Consider the following 15,647-nt stretch of genomic DNA (forward strand, 5'->3'; position numbering starts at 1 on the left):
GCAAGAAATAGGCTGTGGGGTACCCTCGAAAGGAGGTGCCCCACAGCCGTTTAACGCGTTAGAACCGCGCTGACTGCATTAGTACACAGAGCATTGAGGAGAAGAATGGACCGCTGGACCGACCACCAGAACTTCGCCGCCGCCGGTGAACAGCGCGAAGAAATCGCCTCCGTGCACAGGGCCGCGATTCGCTCTATCCAGCGGGTCGTGGCGGACACCGCCGAACCCCACGACGAGAGGTATGCCGCCGAGGGCATCGCTCGCCTACTCAAGGAGGGTAAGGTTCTCGTGCTGACCGGCGCCGGCGTGAGCACCGAGTCCGGCATCCCCGACTACCGCGGCCCGGGTGGGTCCCTGCACGACCATCGTCCCATGACCTACCAGGAATTCCGTTACGATGATGCCGCCCGTCAGCGCTACTGGGCGCGCTCCTACGTGGGTTGGCGCCGCATGCGCCGCGCCCAGCCGAACCGCGCTCACTACGCGCTCGCCGAGCTCGAGCAGCTGGGCGCTATCAATGGCGTCATCACGCAGAACGTGGACGGCCTGCACGCCCACGCCGGAAGCCGCAATCTGTTGGCCCTGCATGGCGATCTGTCCCGTATCGTCTGCCTGGACTGTGGTCAGGATGAGGGCCGCGAGAGCCTGGATGCGCGCCTGGACGCCGCGAACCCCGGCTACCTGGACCGCTTGGAAGGCCGTGACCTGCGCGTAAACCCCGATGGTGACGTGGAGCTGGACCAGCAGTACATCCAAGATTTTCGGATGGTGCCCTGCCTGGGGTGTGGCTCGACCCGCCTCAAGCCGGATGTGGTGTACTTTGGCGAGTCCGTGCCCGCCGAGCGCAAGGCGCGCAAGGACGCCATGCTCGCCGAGTGCTCGGCGCTGCTGGTGGTGGGTTCCTCAGTGGCGGTGATGAGCAGCTACAAGATTGTGCTGGAGGCCCTGCGTGCCGGCAAACCGGTGGCGATCATCAACGGCGGCCCGGGCCGTGCGGATGCGAAGGCCACCTTCCTGTGGCGCACCGGGGTGGGGGAGGCCCTGGAGCTCATGCTTGATGTGATTGACAGCTAGGCTCTCGATGGTCCGGCCGCTGCGACCACCCGCCCGCGGTTGTGTTGCAATTCATTGCAAATACACCCTTGACTGGTGAAAATACCTTGGAACCCGGGGCTAGAATGAGGGAATGGACATTCGAAACACTATCACTCGCTTCGGTGCCACGGCCCTCATCGGTTGCGGTTTGGTTGTGACCGCCATCCCCGCCACCTTCGCTCAGAATGACGGCGAGACCGTCACTCACGAATACCAGGACCGTGCCGCCTCCCACATCTCCGAGGTCTGGTACAAGGGCGAAACCCTCGAGATTTCCGGCGAGGGCTTCCTGACCCAGGACCGCGCCTCCGGCTCGACCATCGCCATTAAGCTCAACAAGGGCGCCATTAAGATCGACGGTAAGGACTACCTCGAGGTAACCGCCAACGATAAGGGCGAATTTACCGTCTCGATCCCCTGGCAGAGCGACCTGGAAGATCGCGTCTCCGTTGACGTCTACCTGCTCTCCGGCTCCCTGAAGGATAATGACACCGCTCGCGGCGGCAAGGCAGCCACCGTGAAGATTGAGGCTCGTTCCGTGGCCCCCGAGAGCCCCAGCGCCTCGGCAAGCGTTTCGGCAAGCGCTGAGCCCTCCGCATCCCCCAGTGCTACCGCCGAGCCCTCTGCATCTGCCAGCGCTACCGCCGAGCCGAAGAAGGAATCCAAGGCTGATTCTTCTGCCAGCCCCTCGGCATCGGCTACAGCGGCTGACGAGACCGTTGCCTCGGTGGATGCCGAGGTGAAGAACCGTGCCGATGAGAAGGCCTCCGCTTCCGCCTCGGTGAGCCCGAGCGCCACCGCATCGGCTTCCGCGTCTACCGTTGTTTCTCCCTCTGCCTCCGCTGAGGTAAAGAACGAGAAGAAGGCCGACCAGAAGGTATCGACCGCTAAGAACGACCAGAAGGCCGAGCAGAAGGACGGTTCCCAGCAGGCTCCCGCCGCGCAGGATCAGCTGGGTGGCTCCTCGAACGTCCAGGCCCCCGCAACCGAGCAGCCTTCGCCCGAGAGTACCCGCTTCGCTAACTGCTCCGAGGTCGCCGCCGCGGGCCTGGCCCCCATTCCTTCGAGCCACCCGGACTTCCGTAAGCAGTTCGACGCCGATAATAACGGCCTCGGCTGCGAGGTTGTCGACAGCGGCTCCTCCTCGAACGGTGGTTCCTCCTCGAACGGCAGCTCCTCCTCGCAGGACAATCTCGGCTCCAGCGGATCGGGCGCCCAGGATCGTCTCGGCTCTTCCTCGTCGAGCGCCTCTCTCTCGAGTCGCGCGCAGCGTTCCTCGCTGGCTAATACCGGCACCTCGAACGTGTTCACCGTGGCCGGCCTGGGAATGGTGGCCGTTGGCCTGGGTATTGCGGGCGTGACCTCTGTGCTCCGTCGCAAGAACTCCTAAGTTTAGAGTTTAGGAATCCGGTGCTCCGGGCATCGGATGCGTTATTCCAGGATTCCCCTCGCTCGCCTCGCGGGCGTGGGGGATTCTGCGTTTAACGGGGTCCCGAGCGGTAGGGCGTTGAGTGGGTTTACGGACGGAAAACCGTCTAAACTAACGCCCGGATTCCAAGGCGCCGGTAGCGTTCGAATTCTTTGAATATGCGATTGATTCTTCAACTCGCCCCTCAAGAATTCTTCAAGAAGGGCCCATTAAGTGAGTCAGCTCATGTTAAATCGGCATCATGCACCCCGATATTGTCAGGTTCGGTCGTTAGAATGGGGGGCATGAGCATTCGAAACAACATCGCACGCATCGGTGCCACCGCCCTGATTAGCTGTGGCCTGGTCGCTACTACCGTCCCCGCTACCTTCGCTGACGAAGCTGCACAGGAGATTTCCTTTACTTACGCGGATTCCGCACGCCTCATCACCCCCGACACCTGGGTTGAGGGTCAGGGCCTGACCATCGCGGGTGAGGGCTTCAAGACCGCTGACGGCGCCTCCGGCTCCGTGCTGGCCCTGAAGCTGAACAAGGGCGCAGTGAAGATTAACGGCCAGGACTACCTGGAGATCCACGCTGACGAAGCCGGCAACTTCACCGTCACCGTTCCCTGGCAGAGCGAGCTGCAGGGCAATGTCTCGGTTGACCTCTACCTGCTGTCCGGCTCCCTGAAGGATGGTGACGTGCCCCGCGGCGGCAAGGCTGCGACCGTGACCATTAAGGCCGCTAACGAGTCGCTGCCTACCCCGGCCCCGAGCGAGTCCACCGAGCCCACCCCGGCTCCCTCCGAGGACCCGACCCCCGCTCCCTCCGAGGATTCGACCCCGGCTCCGACCACTGAGGCTCCCAAGCCTGCTGAAGAGACCTCCGCACCCGCAGTTGAGGACGCTAAGGAAACCAAGCCCGCTGAGGACCAGAAGCCTGCCGAAGAGCAGAAGTCTGAAGACCAGAAGTCTGACCAGGCTTCCGACTCCTCCGCAAAGGACGAGAAGGCTTACAAGTACCAGAACTGCGCTGACGTATGGGCAGACCGCGGTGGCCCCATTTACAAGGGTGACCCGGACTTCCGCGAGAAGTTTGACGCTGACGGTGACGGAAAGGGCTGTGATGAACAGCCCAATTACAAGAACTCCACGTCTGACAACGACAACCTGGGCTCCAGCTCCTCCAACGACAACTTGGATTCCGGCTCCGGTTCCTCGAACGCATCCTCCAAGAGCTCTTCTTCCCTGGCTAAGACCGGTGCATCCGGTGCGATGACCGCTGCAGGCCTGGGTCTGATTGCTCTGGGTGCCGGTGGTGCAACCATCGTGGCAACCCGCATGCGCAAGAAGGCATAAGTACATACTGAATTCTAGGGGTACTCCCTAGAAACCCGAGTGGGGCTCCCTCTGATGTAGAGGGGGCCCCATTTGTTGTATCCGGGCGCGGCTGACCGCCTCACCGCGCCTCGGTAATTGAAAAAACCTTAAAGATAAAACGCCCTGACCTGCCCTTTAATCGGTGTTTGCGAAGACATAAGTGAGAATTACAGAGCGCACAGGCGTGACACAGCTTCGGACGGGATTCTAGAAACCAAGCAGAACACGTAGGTACTCAAGCCGGAGCCGAGAACAGACGGCTCGGAAGGCTAGAAACCTACCTCACGACCTGGAGCACCCCATGACAATCCTGACCATGGCGATTGCAGACGCCCTCGCGATCGCAATCCTGTGCACCCTTTACCTGGTGCGTCACCGCAACCGCGAAATGATGATTTCCTACGCGGTCATCAACGCCGGTATCTTCACCGTCTCGGTGGCCCTGGTCTCGGCGGGTTCAAACGCCTCGGCCATGGGCATGGGCCTCTTCGGTGTCCTGTCGATTATTCGACTGCGCTCCACCGCCCTGAGCCAGCGAGAAGTCGGCTACTACTTCGTAGCACTCTCGGTCGGCATGATCGCCGGTATCAACATCAGCCCAGCGTACATCGCCTTCATCCTGATGACGGCCCTGGTGGCTCTCATCGCAATCCTGGATGCGCGTAGCGCCCCCGCGGTCAAGGGACAGACCCAGACCGTCACCGCCGATCGCGCGATTAGCGATGAGGAAGAGCTCAAGGCTTACCTGGGCGCCCGCCTGGGCTACGCCATCACCTCGGTCAAGGTGACCGAGCTGGACCTGGTGAACGACCTGACCCGAGCTACCATCACCTACCAGCCCAAGGAGACCACCGAGGGCGGCACCCCCGCAGCGGTGGAGGCAGCAGCACCGCAGGTAACCGCAACCCGCCAGCCCGCGGCAACTCAGCCGGTAGCGCCCACCGCCGAGGCGTACGCCACGCTGGATACCCGGATGATGCCGCTCCAGCGGACTCCCGTCGCTAAGTAAGCCCGGTAGGCGCCACCCCAAAATCTAAAATCCACGACAGACTCACTACTCCCGCCGCCTTCGACGAATCGAGGCGGAACCCCAGAAGGATAGGACCATGACGAACGCAGCCGCAAACATCATTCCCGCAGAGTGGAAGAGCATCAGTCTCGAAGCCATAAACGAGAAGGCAGCCATGCAGACCCGTGTGGACCGCAAGTACATCGTCGATGCGGAAACCGCCGCGAAGGTACTCTCCACGCTTGACGCAGACGCCTCCGTCATGGACATCAAGGGCCAGCGCGACTTCGCCTACGACTCGGTCTACTTCGACACCCCGCAGATGCAGAGCTACCACTCGGCAGCCTACAGCCGCGACGATACCTTCAAAATCCGTACCCGTAGCTACCTGGACTCGAAGCTGACCTTCCTGGAGGTCAAGACCGACGGCGAGCAGGACATGACCGTCAAGAAGCGCATCCCGTACACCTTCGAGAAGCGCGATACGCTCACCGCGGAAGGCCACGAGTACATCACTGCGGCACTTGGTGACATCCTCGCGGGCCCCGTGCACAAGCTGGAGGCGGTCCTGACCACCGGCTACCGCCGTACCACGGTCTTCCTGCCGCAGAGCGAGAAGAACCCGGTCGCCTCCCGCATGACGGTGGACACCAACCTGACCTGGACCCCGCTGTCCGAGAACATCCTCATGGCGGGCGTGAACTACCGTAACTTCCACGGCAACCTGGTCGGCACCACCTACGGCCTGCCGAACACGGTCATCATCGAAACCAAGTCCGGTGTGGAGCCCTCCGTGGCAGATCAGCACCTCTGGGATGCGGGCATCACCCCCTCAAAGATTTCCAAGTTTGCAACCGGCGTGGCGGCGCTGAACCCGCAGCTGGCAAGCAACAAGTGGAAAGAGACCCTGGAGAACTGGATGCACCTGGAACCGGTCGATGGCACCCGCCTGAACGTGGATGACATGACCGAAGAGGATTACCAGAAGCTGCTGACCGAGCGTTTCGCAGCCGCCTAAAACGGCAATCTGGCTAAAACGGCGATCTGGGATGCGCGGGTAGGGTAGTGCACCTACCTTACCCGCACCCCCAGCCCCTCATCTATATCCCCCGAACCAAGCACAACATCGGCTTTATTCACCCCACATAGGCAATAACCGCTCTCACACATGTTCACATTTCACATACGTCTTACCCCTGTGGCGCTGGCTCTACGCGAGTGGTCACCCAAACACAAAGGAAAACCCGTGAAAAAGAGCAATATGATTAAGAGCGCAACCTCCATTACCCTCCTGGCGGCCCTGGCCCTGACCGGCTGCTCGGCAACCTCGGCATCGAACACCAGCGCGACGAGCGCCATCAGCACCTCCACCTCGAGCGATTCCGACACCAAGTCGAAGACCGCCGATTCCTTCTCCACCGACGTGAAGAGCGGCGCGAAGCTCGCCGAGGACACCCACTACTCCGCGAAGGATCTGACCTGGGATTCCTCCAGCGAGGTCACCATCGATCTTTCTAACCCGACCGCGACCGACGGCGTGACCGTCAGCGATGGCGTCATCACCATCACCAAGGCGGGTAACTACCGCCTGAGCGGCACCTATAGCGGCCAGGTCAAGGTTGAGGCAGCCGACAGTGACATGGTCCGCCTGATCCTGGATAACGCGACTATCACCAACTCCACCGGCGCGGCTATCAACGTGGTTGAGGCAGACGAGGTCGTTATCTACACCGCCTCGGGTAGCACGAACACCGTCTCTGACGGCTCCTCCTACTCCGATACCGCCAGCGGCAGCCCCGACGCAGCCATCTACTCCAAGAGCGACCTGACCCTGGCGGGCGAAGGCACCCTGAAGGTTGAGGGCAAGTACGAAGAGGGTATCCACACCACGGACGGCCTGGTCAGTGCCTCCGGCACCCTGGAGGTGACCGCCGCGAACACCGGCATCAAGGGTAAGGATTACGTCGATATCCTGGACGGTACCGTAACCGTGACCGCAACCAAGGACGGCATCAAGGCAACTAACGACACCGACGGCAACCGCGGCTGGGTACGCCTGGGCGGCGGTACCGTGAACATCTCTGCAGGTGACGACGGCTTCAAGGCCGAGCGCGTGCTGGAGATTTCGGGCGGTACCCTGAACATCACCGAGTCGAACGAGGGTATCGAGGCGCAGTACATCAACATCCTGGACGGTACCGTGAACGTGACCAGTTCCGATGACGGCATCAACGCCTCGTACAGCACCTCCAGCTCATCCAGCACCGAGTCGACGTCGAGCTCCACTACGCAGAGCAACCAGACTGCCCAGAGCAACCAGACCGCGCAGAGCAACCAGACCGCGCAGAATACCCAGAGCGGCCAGTCGGCACAGGGTAATGCAGCGCAGGGCGGTCAGGGCGGTCAGCCCCCGGCAGGTGGCCAGGCGCCCTCCGGTAACATGGGTCAGCCCCCGGCCGGTGGCGGCGGTGGCATGGGCGGTGGCGGCGGCACCTTCGAGGTTGTCGACGCGACCATCAACATTGCCGGTGGTACTGTCACCGTGAACGCGAACGGCGACGGCATCGACTCTAACGGTACGGCAACCCTCTCGGGTGGCACCCTGGTCGTGAACGGCCCGTTCACGGGCGGTAACACCTCGCTGGATACCAACGGCGACCTGCTGCTCAACGGTACGACCGTGGTTGCGGGTAACTCCGGCGACATGTTCGAGGCGCCCGCATCCTCCTCCACCAGCGGCTACGTGAAGCTGACGAATCTGTCGAATGTCAGCAGCGGCACGACCATTCAGGTGGCCGATTCCTCGGGTAAGGTGGTGGCCAACTACAAGGTGACCAACTCCAACACCGCACTGATCCTGGTTTCCAGTGCCAATATCACCAAGGGCCAGAGCTACACGGTGTACACCACGACCGATAGCGTGGATGCCTCCAGCACTTCCGTGGCCTCGAACGCCACCTCGCTGGGTAGTTTCACCGCAAGCTAGGGCCCGGAACTTGGGAATCCCATAGACCCCGCGCCGGAGGTCATGACCGGTGCGGCTGATTCTCTCGATGCCGGTCTTGTGAGTGAGCCGCTCGAGAGACACGAACCCCGCTTCGAAGCTGAGTATGCCTTCGACGCGGGGTTCCGTGCGTGGAGAGCCGAGAGCGAGAAAAATAAAACGGATGTTCTGGTGCATAGGGGTGCTCCGCTCCGTAAAATACGTGTTGCAGAGCGCGACATTGAACGTCAAAACAGGGTACTCTATAGTGTAGTAAAGACTGTAGAACGATCCGAGGGAGGGCGTGCCCCGCACGCCCGTAGCTTCGGACAGGATGAAAGAGGGGGTCACGCCATGGGGCGCGGCCGTCAGAAGGCTAAAGCAACAAGGCAGGCTCGGGAGATGAAGTACTTCAGCCCCGAGACCGACTACAGCGCTCTCGAGCGTGAGCTCAGCAGCGCGAAGAATACCAAGTCCTCCGATTCGTCCCGCCGCCGCTATGACGACGAGGACGACTACTCGGCATACGCTGAAAAGTACGCTTCCTACGAGGATGAGGCATAGGGATACGCGGAATGATTCGGTAGGTATCGACCGAGCGTATTCTACAGATGATGAACCGGCTTGAGGCCCCGCACGGGGTGCTCAGCCGGTTTTTTCGTGCCCTCAATACCCCAAGCCGAGAGGGCGAGCCCCGGGAGGAGCGCGGATAAGGGGACGCGTAACCGAGAAAAACACGAAGGAGACCGCTCAGCCGGAGGCCTCGAAAGACGGAACACCCCTGCATAAAATAATTTCGGCTGAATAAGCATACATAGCTGAGGCACAGCTTAGTCATGCCTGGCGCTGAGAGTACACGGGCAATCTAGAGTCATGAATAACGAACAGAACATGACTCAGAACAGCAACCAGACCACCCAGGCCGCGGCAGAACAAACCGCCGCAGAGCAAGCCGCAGTAGAACAGAAGTTCGCCAAGAAGAAGCTCACCCGCCGTATCTTTATCGGAGGCGGCCTCGGCGCGCTCGCCGTTGTTGGCGGCGGCGCGGGCTGGGCCTACAACCGCTACCTGGCAGAGCACACCGAGATCGAAGACACCACCGCCTACGAGGCGGCCGCGGCCCAGGCGAACGCCTCGGCATCCGGCTCCGCCACCGCAAGCCCTAGCGAACTGACCGGGGTGAAAATCGATGGCCAGAGCCTCACCGCTAACGAAGGCTCGATTACCATCACCTCCACCACCACCGGTAGCGGCTCCGACGCGGTTGTTTCCTTCGTCGCGGACATCAAGCTCGATAACGCGACCCTGCTGCGTAGCGCCTTTGCGAACAACAAGTTCGGTCAGAACATCATTGATACCCCCTCGAATATCGCCTCGGAGCACAACGGTATCTGGGCCATTAACGGCGACTACTACGGCTTCCGTACCACCGGCATCGTGATCCGAAACGGTGTTGTCTACCGTGACTCCGGTGCACGTGAAGGCCTCGCCTTCTACCGCGACGGCTCCGTCAAGCTCTACGACGAAACCGCAACCAACGCCCAGACCCTCGTCAACGAGGGTGTGTGGAACACCCTCTCCTTCGGCCCGGCCCTGGTGAAGGATTCCGCCATCGTGGATGGCATCGACAGCGTTGAGGTGGACACCAACTTCGGTAACCACTCGATTCAGGGTAACCAGCCTCGAACCGGTGTGGGTGTGCTCGGCGCCAACCACCTGGTCTTCATCGTGGTCGATGGCCGTTCCACCAACTATTCGCGCGGCGTGACCATGACCGAGTTCGCGCAGATGTTCAAGGACCTGGGGTGCGTGAGCGCCTACAACCTGGACGGTGGTGGCTCCTCCGCCATGGTCTTCAACAACCAGCTGGTCAACCGCCCCCAGGGTGGCACGAAGGAGCGTGGAACCAGCGACATTCTCTACATTGCCGGGAGCGCATCATGATTATTCTAATTCCCGCATATAAGCCTGACCAGTCTCTTGTCCGTCTTGCGCACGCTCTAAAGGCGCAAGACGCGAGCGCAGAGATCCTCGTTATCGACGATGGATCCGGTAGCACCTATGCGCCAATTTTTGCCGAGCTGCACCTGGATGGGGCCATCGTTCAGACCCACCCCGTCAACCGAGGCAAGGGTGCGGCCCTGCGCACCGGCATCGAGTGGGCGCGGACCAATCGCCCCGGCGAAATTCTCGTGACCGCGGATGCGGACGGCCAGCACCTACCCCAAGATATCTTCCGAGTGGGTGTGCGCACCGAAACCGCCGCGGTGGCAGGGCAACGGAGCATCATCCTCGGCGTGCGTACCAAGCCCGACCCGAACGCCGGCGAAGAAGGCACGAAGGTGCCGCTACGCTCCAAAATTGGCAACAGCGCAACCGTAGGCTTCTTCGCCCTGGCGACCGGCGCCCGCGTGGCAGACACCCAGACCGGTCTGCGCGGCTTCACCCCGCAGATCCTGGACTGGCTGCTGCAGATTCCCGGAGATAAGTACGAGTACGAGTTCTCCATGCTGCTGCGCGCAACCCGCGCAGACGTGGAGTTGGTGCAGGTACCCATCGTGAAGGTCTACGAGCCGGGCAACCCGACCAGCCACTTTAGGCCTCTGCAGGACTCGGCGCTGATTTACGCACCGCTGCTTGCCTTCCTGGCGTCCTCGTTTGTGACCGGCTTCCTGGTGGATGCTATCGCCCTCTTCGTCCTGGTGGGCTTGGGCGTTCCGCTGCTGGCAGCCGTGATTGGTGCCCGCGTCATCTCGGCGCTGACGAACTTCACCGTCAACCGAATGCTCATGCACGACGGAGGCGCACGCCCCTCGGCATCCTCCTCGCTGGTACGTTACACCGTGCTGGCGGTGGGTATCCTCGCAGCCAACGCGGCTCTGATGGAAACCCTGACCGGCCTGGGTGTATCCCTGCTGGTCGCCAAAATCCTGACCGAGCTGATCCTTATTCCGGTCAGCTTCGCGGTCCAGCGCCGCTGGGTTTTTCTACCCACCCAGCGTCAGGAAAACCCGCGAGAAAAGACAACGGCAACCAACGCACCCTCGGGTCTGCGTGCGGTCAGCTACGAGTCCGCTCGCGTGGAGGCAACCGGTATCCGTACCGGTGTGCGCGCCTCCCAGGTACGCCCCTAGCTCGTCTACCCTAGCGTCCAGCTCGCTAGGGGCGTACCCCAAGATTTCTCCCACCTGTCAGTCGTGAGGGTGGGTGGGAGAAGCAAGCTGCAGCACCGATTGCGGCAGCGTTCTGTTCACGCAAAGCCCCCACCGGGACGTACCCGGCGGGGGCTTTGCGATTGTCATTCTTTGAGGTTTCCCACGGCTAACGCCGCCGGAAGACTGAGGGGTGAGAGCTCACCGAATTACTGACCGGGAATCAGGCCGTGCGGGGTGATCAGGAACGGCGGGTTGTGATTCGTGGTCGGGTTGGTCACGTAACCGGTGCGAGCCGCACGGGTCGGGTACTTCGGTGCACGCTTGGGCTTGGGGTGCGCCGGGGTGACGTTCTTGCCCTGCAGGACCTCCAGAGCGCTCGCGGCGTTCGCGATGCCCGCACCGCATGCGTTCACATCGCAGGTCAGCGGCTTTGCGCTCTGCTTGAGAACCTGCTTTGCACGATCAGCGGTCAGCGAGGGGTCCACGGACTTCATCAGGGCGATGATGCCGGCCACCTGGGGAGCCGCCATGGAGGTGCCGTCGTACTCGGTGTAGCCGGCACCGGTGGATACGGTGGTGCCGAGGTCCACGGTAGACATGATGCCGTCGCCGGGGGCGCTCACATCAACGATCTTGCCGTAGTTGGAGAAATCGCTGCGCTGACCCTTCTGATTCGTGGAGCCAACCACGATCGAACCGCCGCAGTTTGCGGGGGCAATCTTGGAGGTGTCCTGATCGTCGTTACCGGCGGCAACCACCAGAATGGCACCACGCTTATTCACCTCGGCAATGGCCTTGGAGTATGTCGCGGGGCAGGTACCCTCGCCACCGAGGGAGAGGTTGATGATCTGGGCGGGGTGGGTGTTGGCGGGCACGCCTTCAACGGTGCCGCCCGCGGCCCACACCATGGCATCCGCGATATCGGAGTCGTAGCCGCCGCACATGCCCAGGGCGCGCAGGGGCAGAATCTTGGCGTTGGGAGCCACGCCCGCGATGCCGCGCTTGTTGTTCATGATTGCGGCGATGGAACCGGCCACATGGGTGCCGTGCCAGTTGGACTCGGAGGCCTCAGAGCCAGCGGCGCAGACGCCGGCTTCTTCCCAGTTACCCTGGTCGGTGGGGTCGGCGTCGCGGCCGTTGCCGTCACGGGCGATGGAGGGCTCGGTGATGAAGTCGTAGCCGGGCAGAACGTTCGCGTCGAGGTCCGGGTGCTTGACGATGCCGGAGTCAATCACAGCAACGGTCACGCCGGAGCCCTGGGTGGTGGCCCAGGCCTCGGGAGCGGAGATGCCCTTAGCGTCGTGTAGGTTCCACTGCTGGGGGTACAGGGTGTCATTCGGGGTGACGGCCGCCTGGTTCTTCGAAGCGCTTGCGGCCTTGGCCAGGGTGCTGGTGGCCTGGCGGCGCGCGCTGGAGCGGCGCATCAGGTCGGGCTCGACGGAGGCGACGGAGGTGTTGGAGCTCAGCGCCGCCATGTACTTCTCCGCCTGCTCTGCGGTGAGCTTGGAAGAAGTGGTCACCACGGTTGCCTTCTGGGAGGTGGTGCGCACGTAGTTGGTTTTGACATTGAGCAGGTCGTCGATCTTCTGCACATCGGCGGTGATGCCGGAGTAGAGAGAATCGCTCCAGGTGGCAACATGGGTGCCCGCGGGGCTTGCCCAGTTGATGCCTCCGGCGTTCAACGCGTCATCGGTGTAGGTGATGACGAAGCGGTTGAAACCTGCCTTCTGCTGATCGGAGCTGAGGGAGGAGATGGTCGTGTGTGCTGCGGCGCGAGCTGCGTTGCTGGTCTGGGCGGGAGCCGCGAAGGTTGCGGGTGCGCCCAGGGAGGCCACGAGTGCTGCGGCGGTTCCCATGCTCAGTGCGACGCGTGCGATGCGGTGCGAGGAGGGATGAGTGGTAAAAGACATCGGGGTCCTTTGCATATGTGAGTGCCGGAAGCGGCAGTTGGTGAGGATGACCCACTCACATAAATGCACTTTTCGGAAAACATTTATATTTCTTTGTGTGCCGCGTTGGCAGTGCGGTAACGGAAAGAAAAATGCACATTACTGCATTAATGTGCAATGTTTTCTAAGTCCCTGGAGGAGTTTGTTTCGGAAGCGGTTTATGCGGTGAGATATTGCTATCCTAGCACCTTTCCCTCATGGCAAAGCTCCAAAAACCGGGAATGTGGCACAGCTAATGTATTTTTTTGATTTTGGGATAAAAATAAAGAATTGCCTAGTCAAGACAATATTGAGAGATTAAAGTAAAGATTTAGATATTCCTCAGCCCGGCATAAATAGTTGCATAGCAGAATTGATATTTTAGGAATAAAGTATCGCATTATCGCAAACACCATCCCGCCGGGTAGTGCATGAACACCACCTGATGGGTCGTGGCATGAGGGGACCGAGAGCACCGAGAGCGCGGGGTGTTAGGTCGCAAAAGGCGGGGCTCGGTGAAGGATTCTTCACCGAGCCCCGCCTGATGCCCAACCGGGCTTGCGGGATGAAGCGCTTAAAGTGCTCGTCCAGAAGGTAGAGCCCGCCCGATGTGGGCGGGGCTTAGCTCACCAGGGTGAGCTCGCCGGTCTCACGGGGCTTCTGCACGGGGGAAGTCATCGTGTAGTCCCCATCCTGCTGGGAGTCCCCGTCGTCGCTCAGGTCGTTCGCCTCCTGCGACTGGGTGCCGGATTCCTCGGAGGAATCCGCGTCGGCCGAGACGGCATCGGGGTTGATGGCCTCTGCGTTATCGTTGGTCATCGTAGCCGGCTCTTCGGCGCTATCCGGGGCCTGCCCACCCTGAACCTCAACGGAGGTATCCTGCGCATCAATATCGGACAGGGCCGTGCGGTGGGCGGAGGTAATTACCCTGGAGGTGTAAATGGTGCGCGGGCGGCTAAAGGACATCTTGCCCTGCGCGTCCAGGTTGCCTACGTACTGAGCAATCTTACGGCTACTGATGATACCGCGTCCGCAGTAGCCCTTGTCGCACTTAATCGGGTTGGCCGCGGCGTTGAAAGCGGAGCTGTAGACCTTCTGGCGGCTGACGTTTGCGCCGTTCACAAACTGCTGAGCCAGGATACCGGACACGTGCGGTGCCGCCATGGAGGTGCCGCTCCTGTAGACGTAGTTGTACTTGCCGTTGGGGCGGTTGATGCTGTCAATACCCAGAGAGAGGATATCGGTACCCGGGGCAGAGACGGTAACGGTCTTGCCGTAGTTCGAGTCCGATGCGCGGGTGCCGTTCTTGGTGCTGTTACCCACCGCGATGACGCCCTTGCAATTGGCCGGAGCAAACTGCGAGGCATCAATCCCGGCGTTGCCGGCGGCTGCGACCACGATAGCGCCCTTAGAGAGCGCGAAATTAATGGCCTTCTGGTAGGCGTTGGGGCATGCTCGAACGCCGCCCAGGGACAGGTTGATAATCTGTGCGGGATGCTTATTATCGGGAACGCCGTTGATGTGACCGCCCGCCGCCCACATGATGGCGTCGGCGATGTCCGAGGTCTGACCACCGCATCGACCGAGCACGCGAATCGGCTGGATGGCGGCCAAGTCAGAGACACCCGCAATACCCTGGCGGTTCTGGCCGCGTGCGGCGATGATGCCGGCAACGTGCGTGCCGTGCCAGGTTGAAATCTGCGCGTTCTGCATGTCGCCGCAGAGGTTGAAGGGAGCCTGATCGCCCTCGTCGGTGGGGTCGGCGTCGCGGCCATTGCCGTCGCGGCCGCTCACCGGATTGCTAATGAAGTCGTAACCCGGCACTAGAGAGTGGATGAGCTCGGGGTGGCGGGTGTAACCGGTATCAATCACCGCAACGGTCGTCTTCAGGCCGCGATACAGGCGCGCGTTGCCGGTGTTGCCGATGCCGACGGTGGGGTTGGTGAGGTTCCACTGCTTGGAATACAGGGGGTCGTTGAAGACGAAGGTGCTTTCGACCGCCGGGTAGTTGACGTAGTCGGGCTCCACGGAGGCCACGTTGGGGTTGGAAGCCAAGCGGTCCATGAACTCCTGGGCCTGTTGCTTGTCCAGCTTCTTGGAGGTCTGGACAATTGCGTCGTTGGAGGTGGTGGTGCGGACAACCCCGCCGCTGGTTTCGAGGGAAGCCGCGGAGGAGTCGATGGTCTGCTGGATGCCGCTGTCCAGGTCACCGGGGGTTACTCCTCCGGCCACCTCGGCATCTCCGCTACGCTCCTCGGCTCGCTGCTTTGCATCGTCGGTGTAGGTGACGATGAACTGGTCAAACTTCTGCTGGGGAAGGGAACCGGGAGCGGCACTTCGCGGAGCACCCTGGGGCGATCCCGCGTTGGTGGGAACGCTAAAGGGGGAGGCAGGAGCGGCAGCCTCGGCCTGGTCGGCCTGAGCGGCATCCTCGTGGGGCGCCTGCGCAAGGGCTGCAGGAAGGTTGCCGCCGAAGATGAGGGAGCCTGTGGCCAGCAGGGCGAAGCCTGCGCGGAAGGGTTTCATGACGGTGGGATGGTTGGCTCTGTGTGACGCTGTGGAGTGGCCAGCTGAGGGCACGGGCCAGTGGAGCTTCATGAGAAATCTCCTGATGAGTTGAGAGTACGCGGATAGTGTGGTGTGTACCGGAGCCGTCCTGCGTTTTTCGTCTACGGCTAGGTATTGCT

At 61.6% G+C, this 15,647-nt stretch carries 11 protein-coding genes; 9 read left to right on the forward strand and 2 right to left on the reverse strand.

Annotated features, from left to right (window positions below; translation table 11 throughout):
- Nucleotides 1–105: 105 nt before the first annotated feature.
- The 9 genes from AC3E6W_RS01405 to AC3E6W_RS01445 all read left to right on the forward strand — a co-directional run bounded on the left by AC3E6W_RS01405 (nt 106) and on the right by AC3E6W_RS01445 (nt 11,011).
- Nucleotides 106–1,074 carry a Sir2 family NAD-dependent protein deacetylase gene (locus AC3E6W_RS01405; RefSeq protein ID WP_490652153.1) on the forward strand — a complete coding sequence of 323 codons (969 nt, stop codon included), beginning with the start codon at nt 106–108 and terminating at the stop codon, nt 1,072–1,074.
- A 112-nt stretch (nt 1,075–1,186) separates the two neighbouring features.
- Entirely contained in the window at nt 1,187–2,485 is a 1,299-nt protein-coding gene (locus tag AC3E6W_RS01410; RefSeq protein WP_490652154.1) for an excalibur calcium-binding domain-containing protein, read from the forward strand.
- Between the two features lie 323 nt (nt 2,486–2,808).
- A complete protein-coding gene (locus AC3E6W_RS01415) occupies nt 2,809–3,864 on the forward strand; it encodes an excalibur calcium-binding domain-containing protein (protein ID WP_294617216.1) in 1,056 nt (351 codons plus the stop codon).
- Nucleotides 3,865–4,186: 322 nt separating this feature from the next.
- Entirely contained in the window at nt 4,187–4,894 is a 708-nt protein-coding gene (locus tag AC3E6W_RS01420) for a DUF4956 domain-containing protein (RefSeq protein WP_490652155.1), read from the forward strand.
- Between the two features lie 97 nt (nt 4,895–4,991).
- Nucleotides 4,992–5,912, forward strand: coding sequence for a polyphosphate polymerase domain-containing protein (locus tag AC3E6W_RS01425; protein ID WP_490652156.1), 921 nt, complete (start codon nt 4,992–4,994; stop codon nt 5,910–5,912).
- A gap of 228 nt (nt 5,913–6,140) precedes the next feature.
- Nucleotides 6,141–7,880 carry a carbohydrate-binding domain-containing protein gene (locus AC3E6W_RS01430; protein ID WP_490652157.1) on the forward strand — a complete coding sequence of 580 codons (1,740 nt, stop codon included), beginning with the start codon at nt 6,141–6,143 and terminating at the stop codon, nt 7,878–7,880.
- Between the two features lie 351 nt (nt 7,881–8,231).
- On the forward strand, nt 8,232–8,441 hold the full coding sequence (locus AC3E6W_RS01435; RefSeq protein WP_049331591.1) for a DUF3073 domain-containing protein: 210 nt from the start codon (nt 8,232–8,234) through the stop codon (nt 8,439–8,441).
- Between the two features lie 309 nt (nt 8,442–8,750).
- A complete protein-coding gene (locus AC3E6W_RS01440) occupies nt 8,751–9,821 on the forward strand; it encodes a phosphodiester glycosidase family protein (RefSeq protein ID WP_490652158.1) in 1,071 nt (356 codons plus the stop codon).
- Nucleotides 9,818–11,011: a glycosyltransferase gene (locus tag AC3E6W_RS01445; RefSeq protein WP_490652159.1), complete on the forward strand. Its 1,194-nt coding sequence runs from the start codon at nt 9,818–9,820 to the stop codon at nt 11,009–11,011. The genes AC3E6W_RS01440 and AC3E6W_RS01445 overlap by 4 nt, the downstream gene beginning before the upstream one ends.
- Nucleotides 11,012–11,238: 227 nt before the next feature.
- Here the strand turns inward: AC3E6W_RS01445 and AC3E6W_RS01450 are convergent, their stop codons facing one another.
- Nucleotides 11,239–12,942 carry a S8 family peptidase gene (locus AC3E6W_RS01450; protein ID WP_490652160.1) on the reverse strand — a complete coding sequence of 568 codons (1,704 nt, stop codon included), beginning with the start codon at nt 12,940–12,942 and terminating at the stop codon, nt 11,239–11,241.
- 639 nt (nt 12,943–13,581) lie between these two features.
- On the reverse strand, nt 13,582–15,558 hold the full coding sequence (locus AC3E6W_RS01455; RefSeq protein WP_490652161.1) for a S8 family serine peptidase: 1,977 nt from the start codon (nt 15,556–15,558) through the stop codon (nt 13,582–13,584).
- Between the last annotated feature and the right edge of the window lie 89 nt (nt 15,559–15,647).

This window comes from Rothia sp. SCPM-O-B-18226 (M350) (assembly GCF_058213595.1).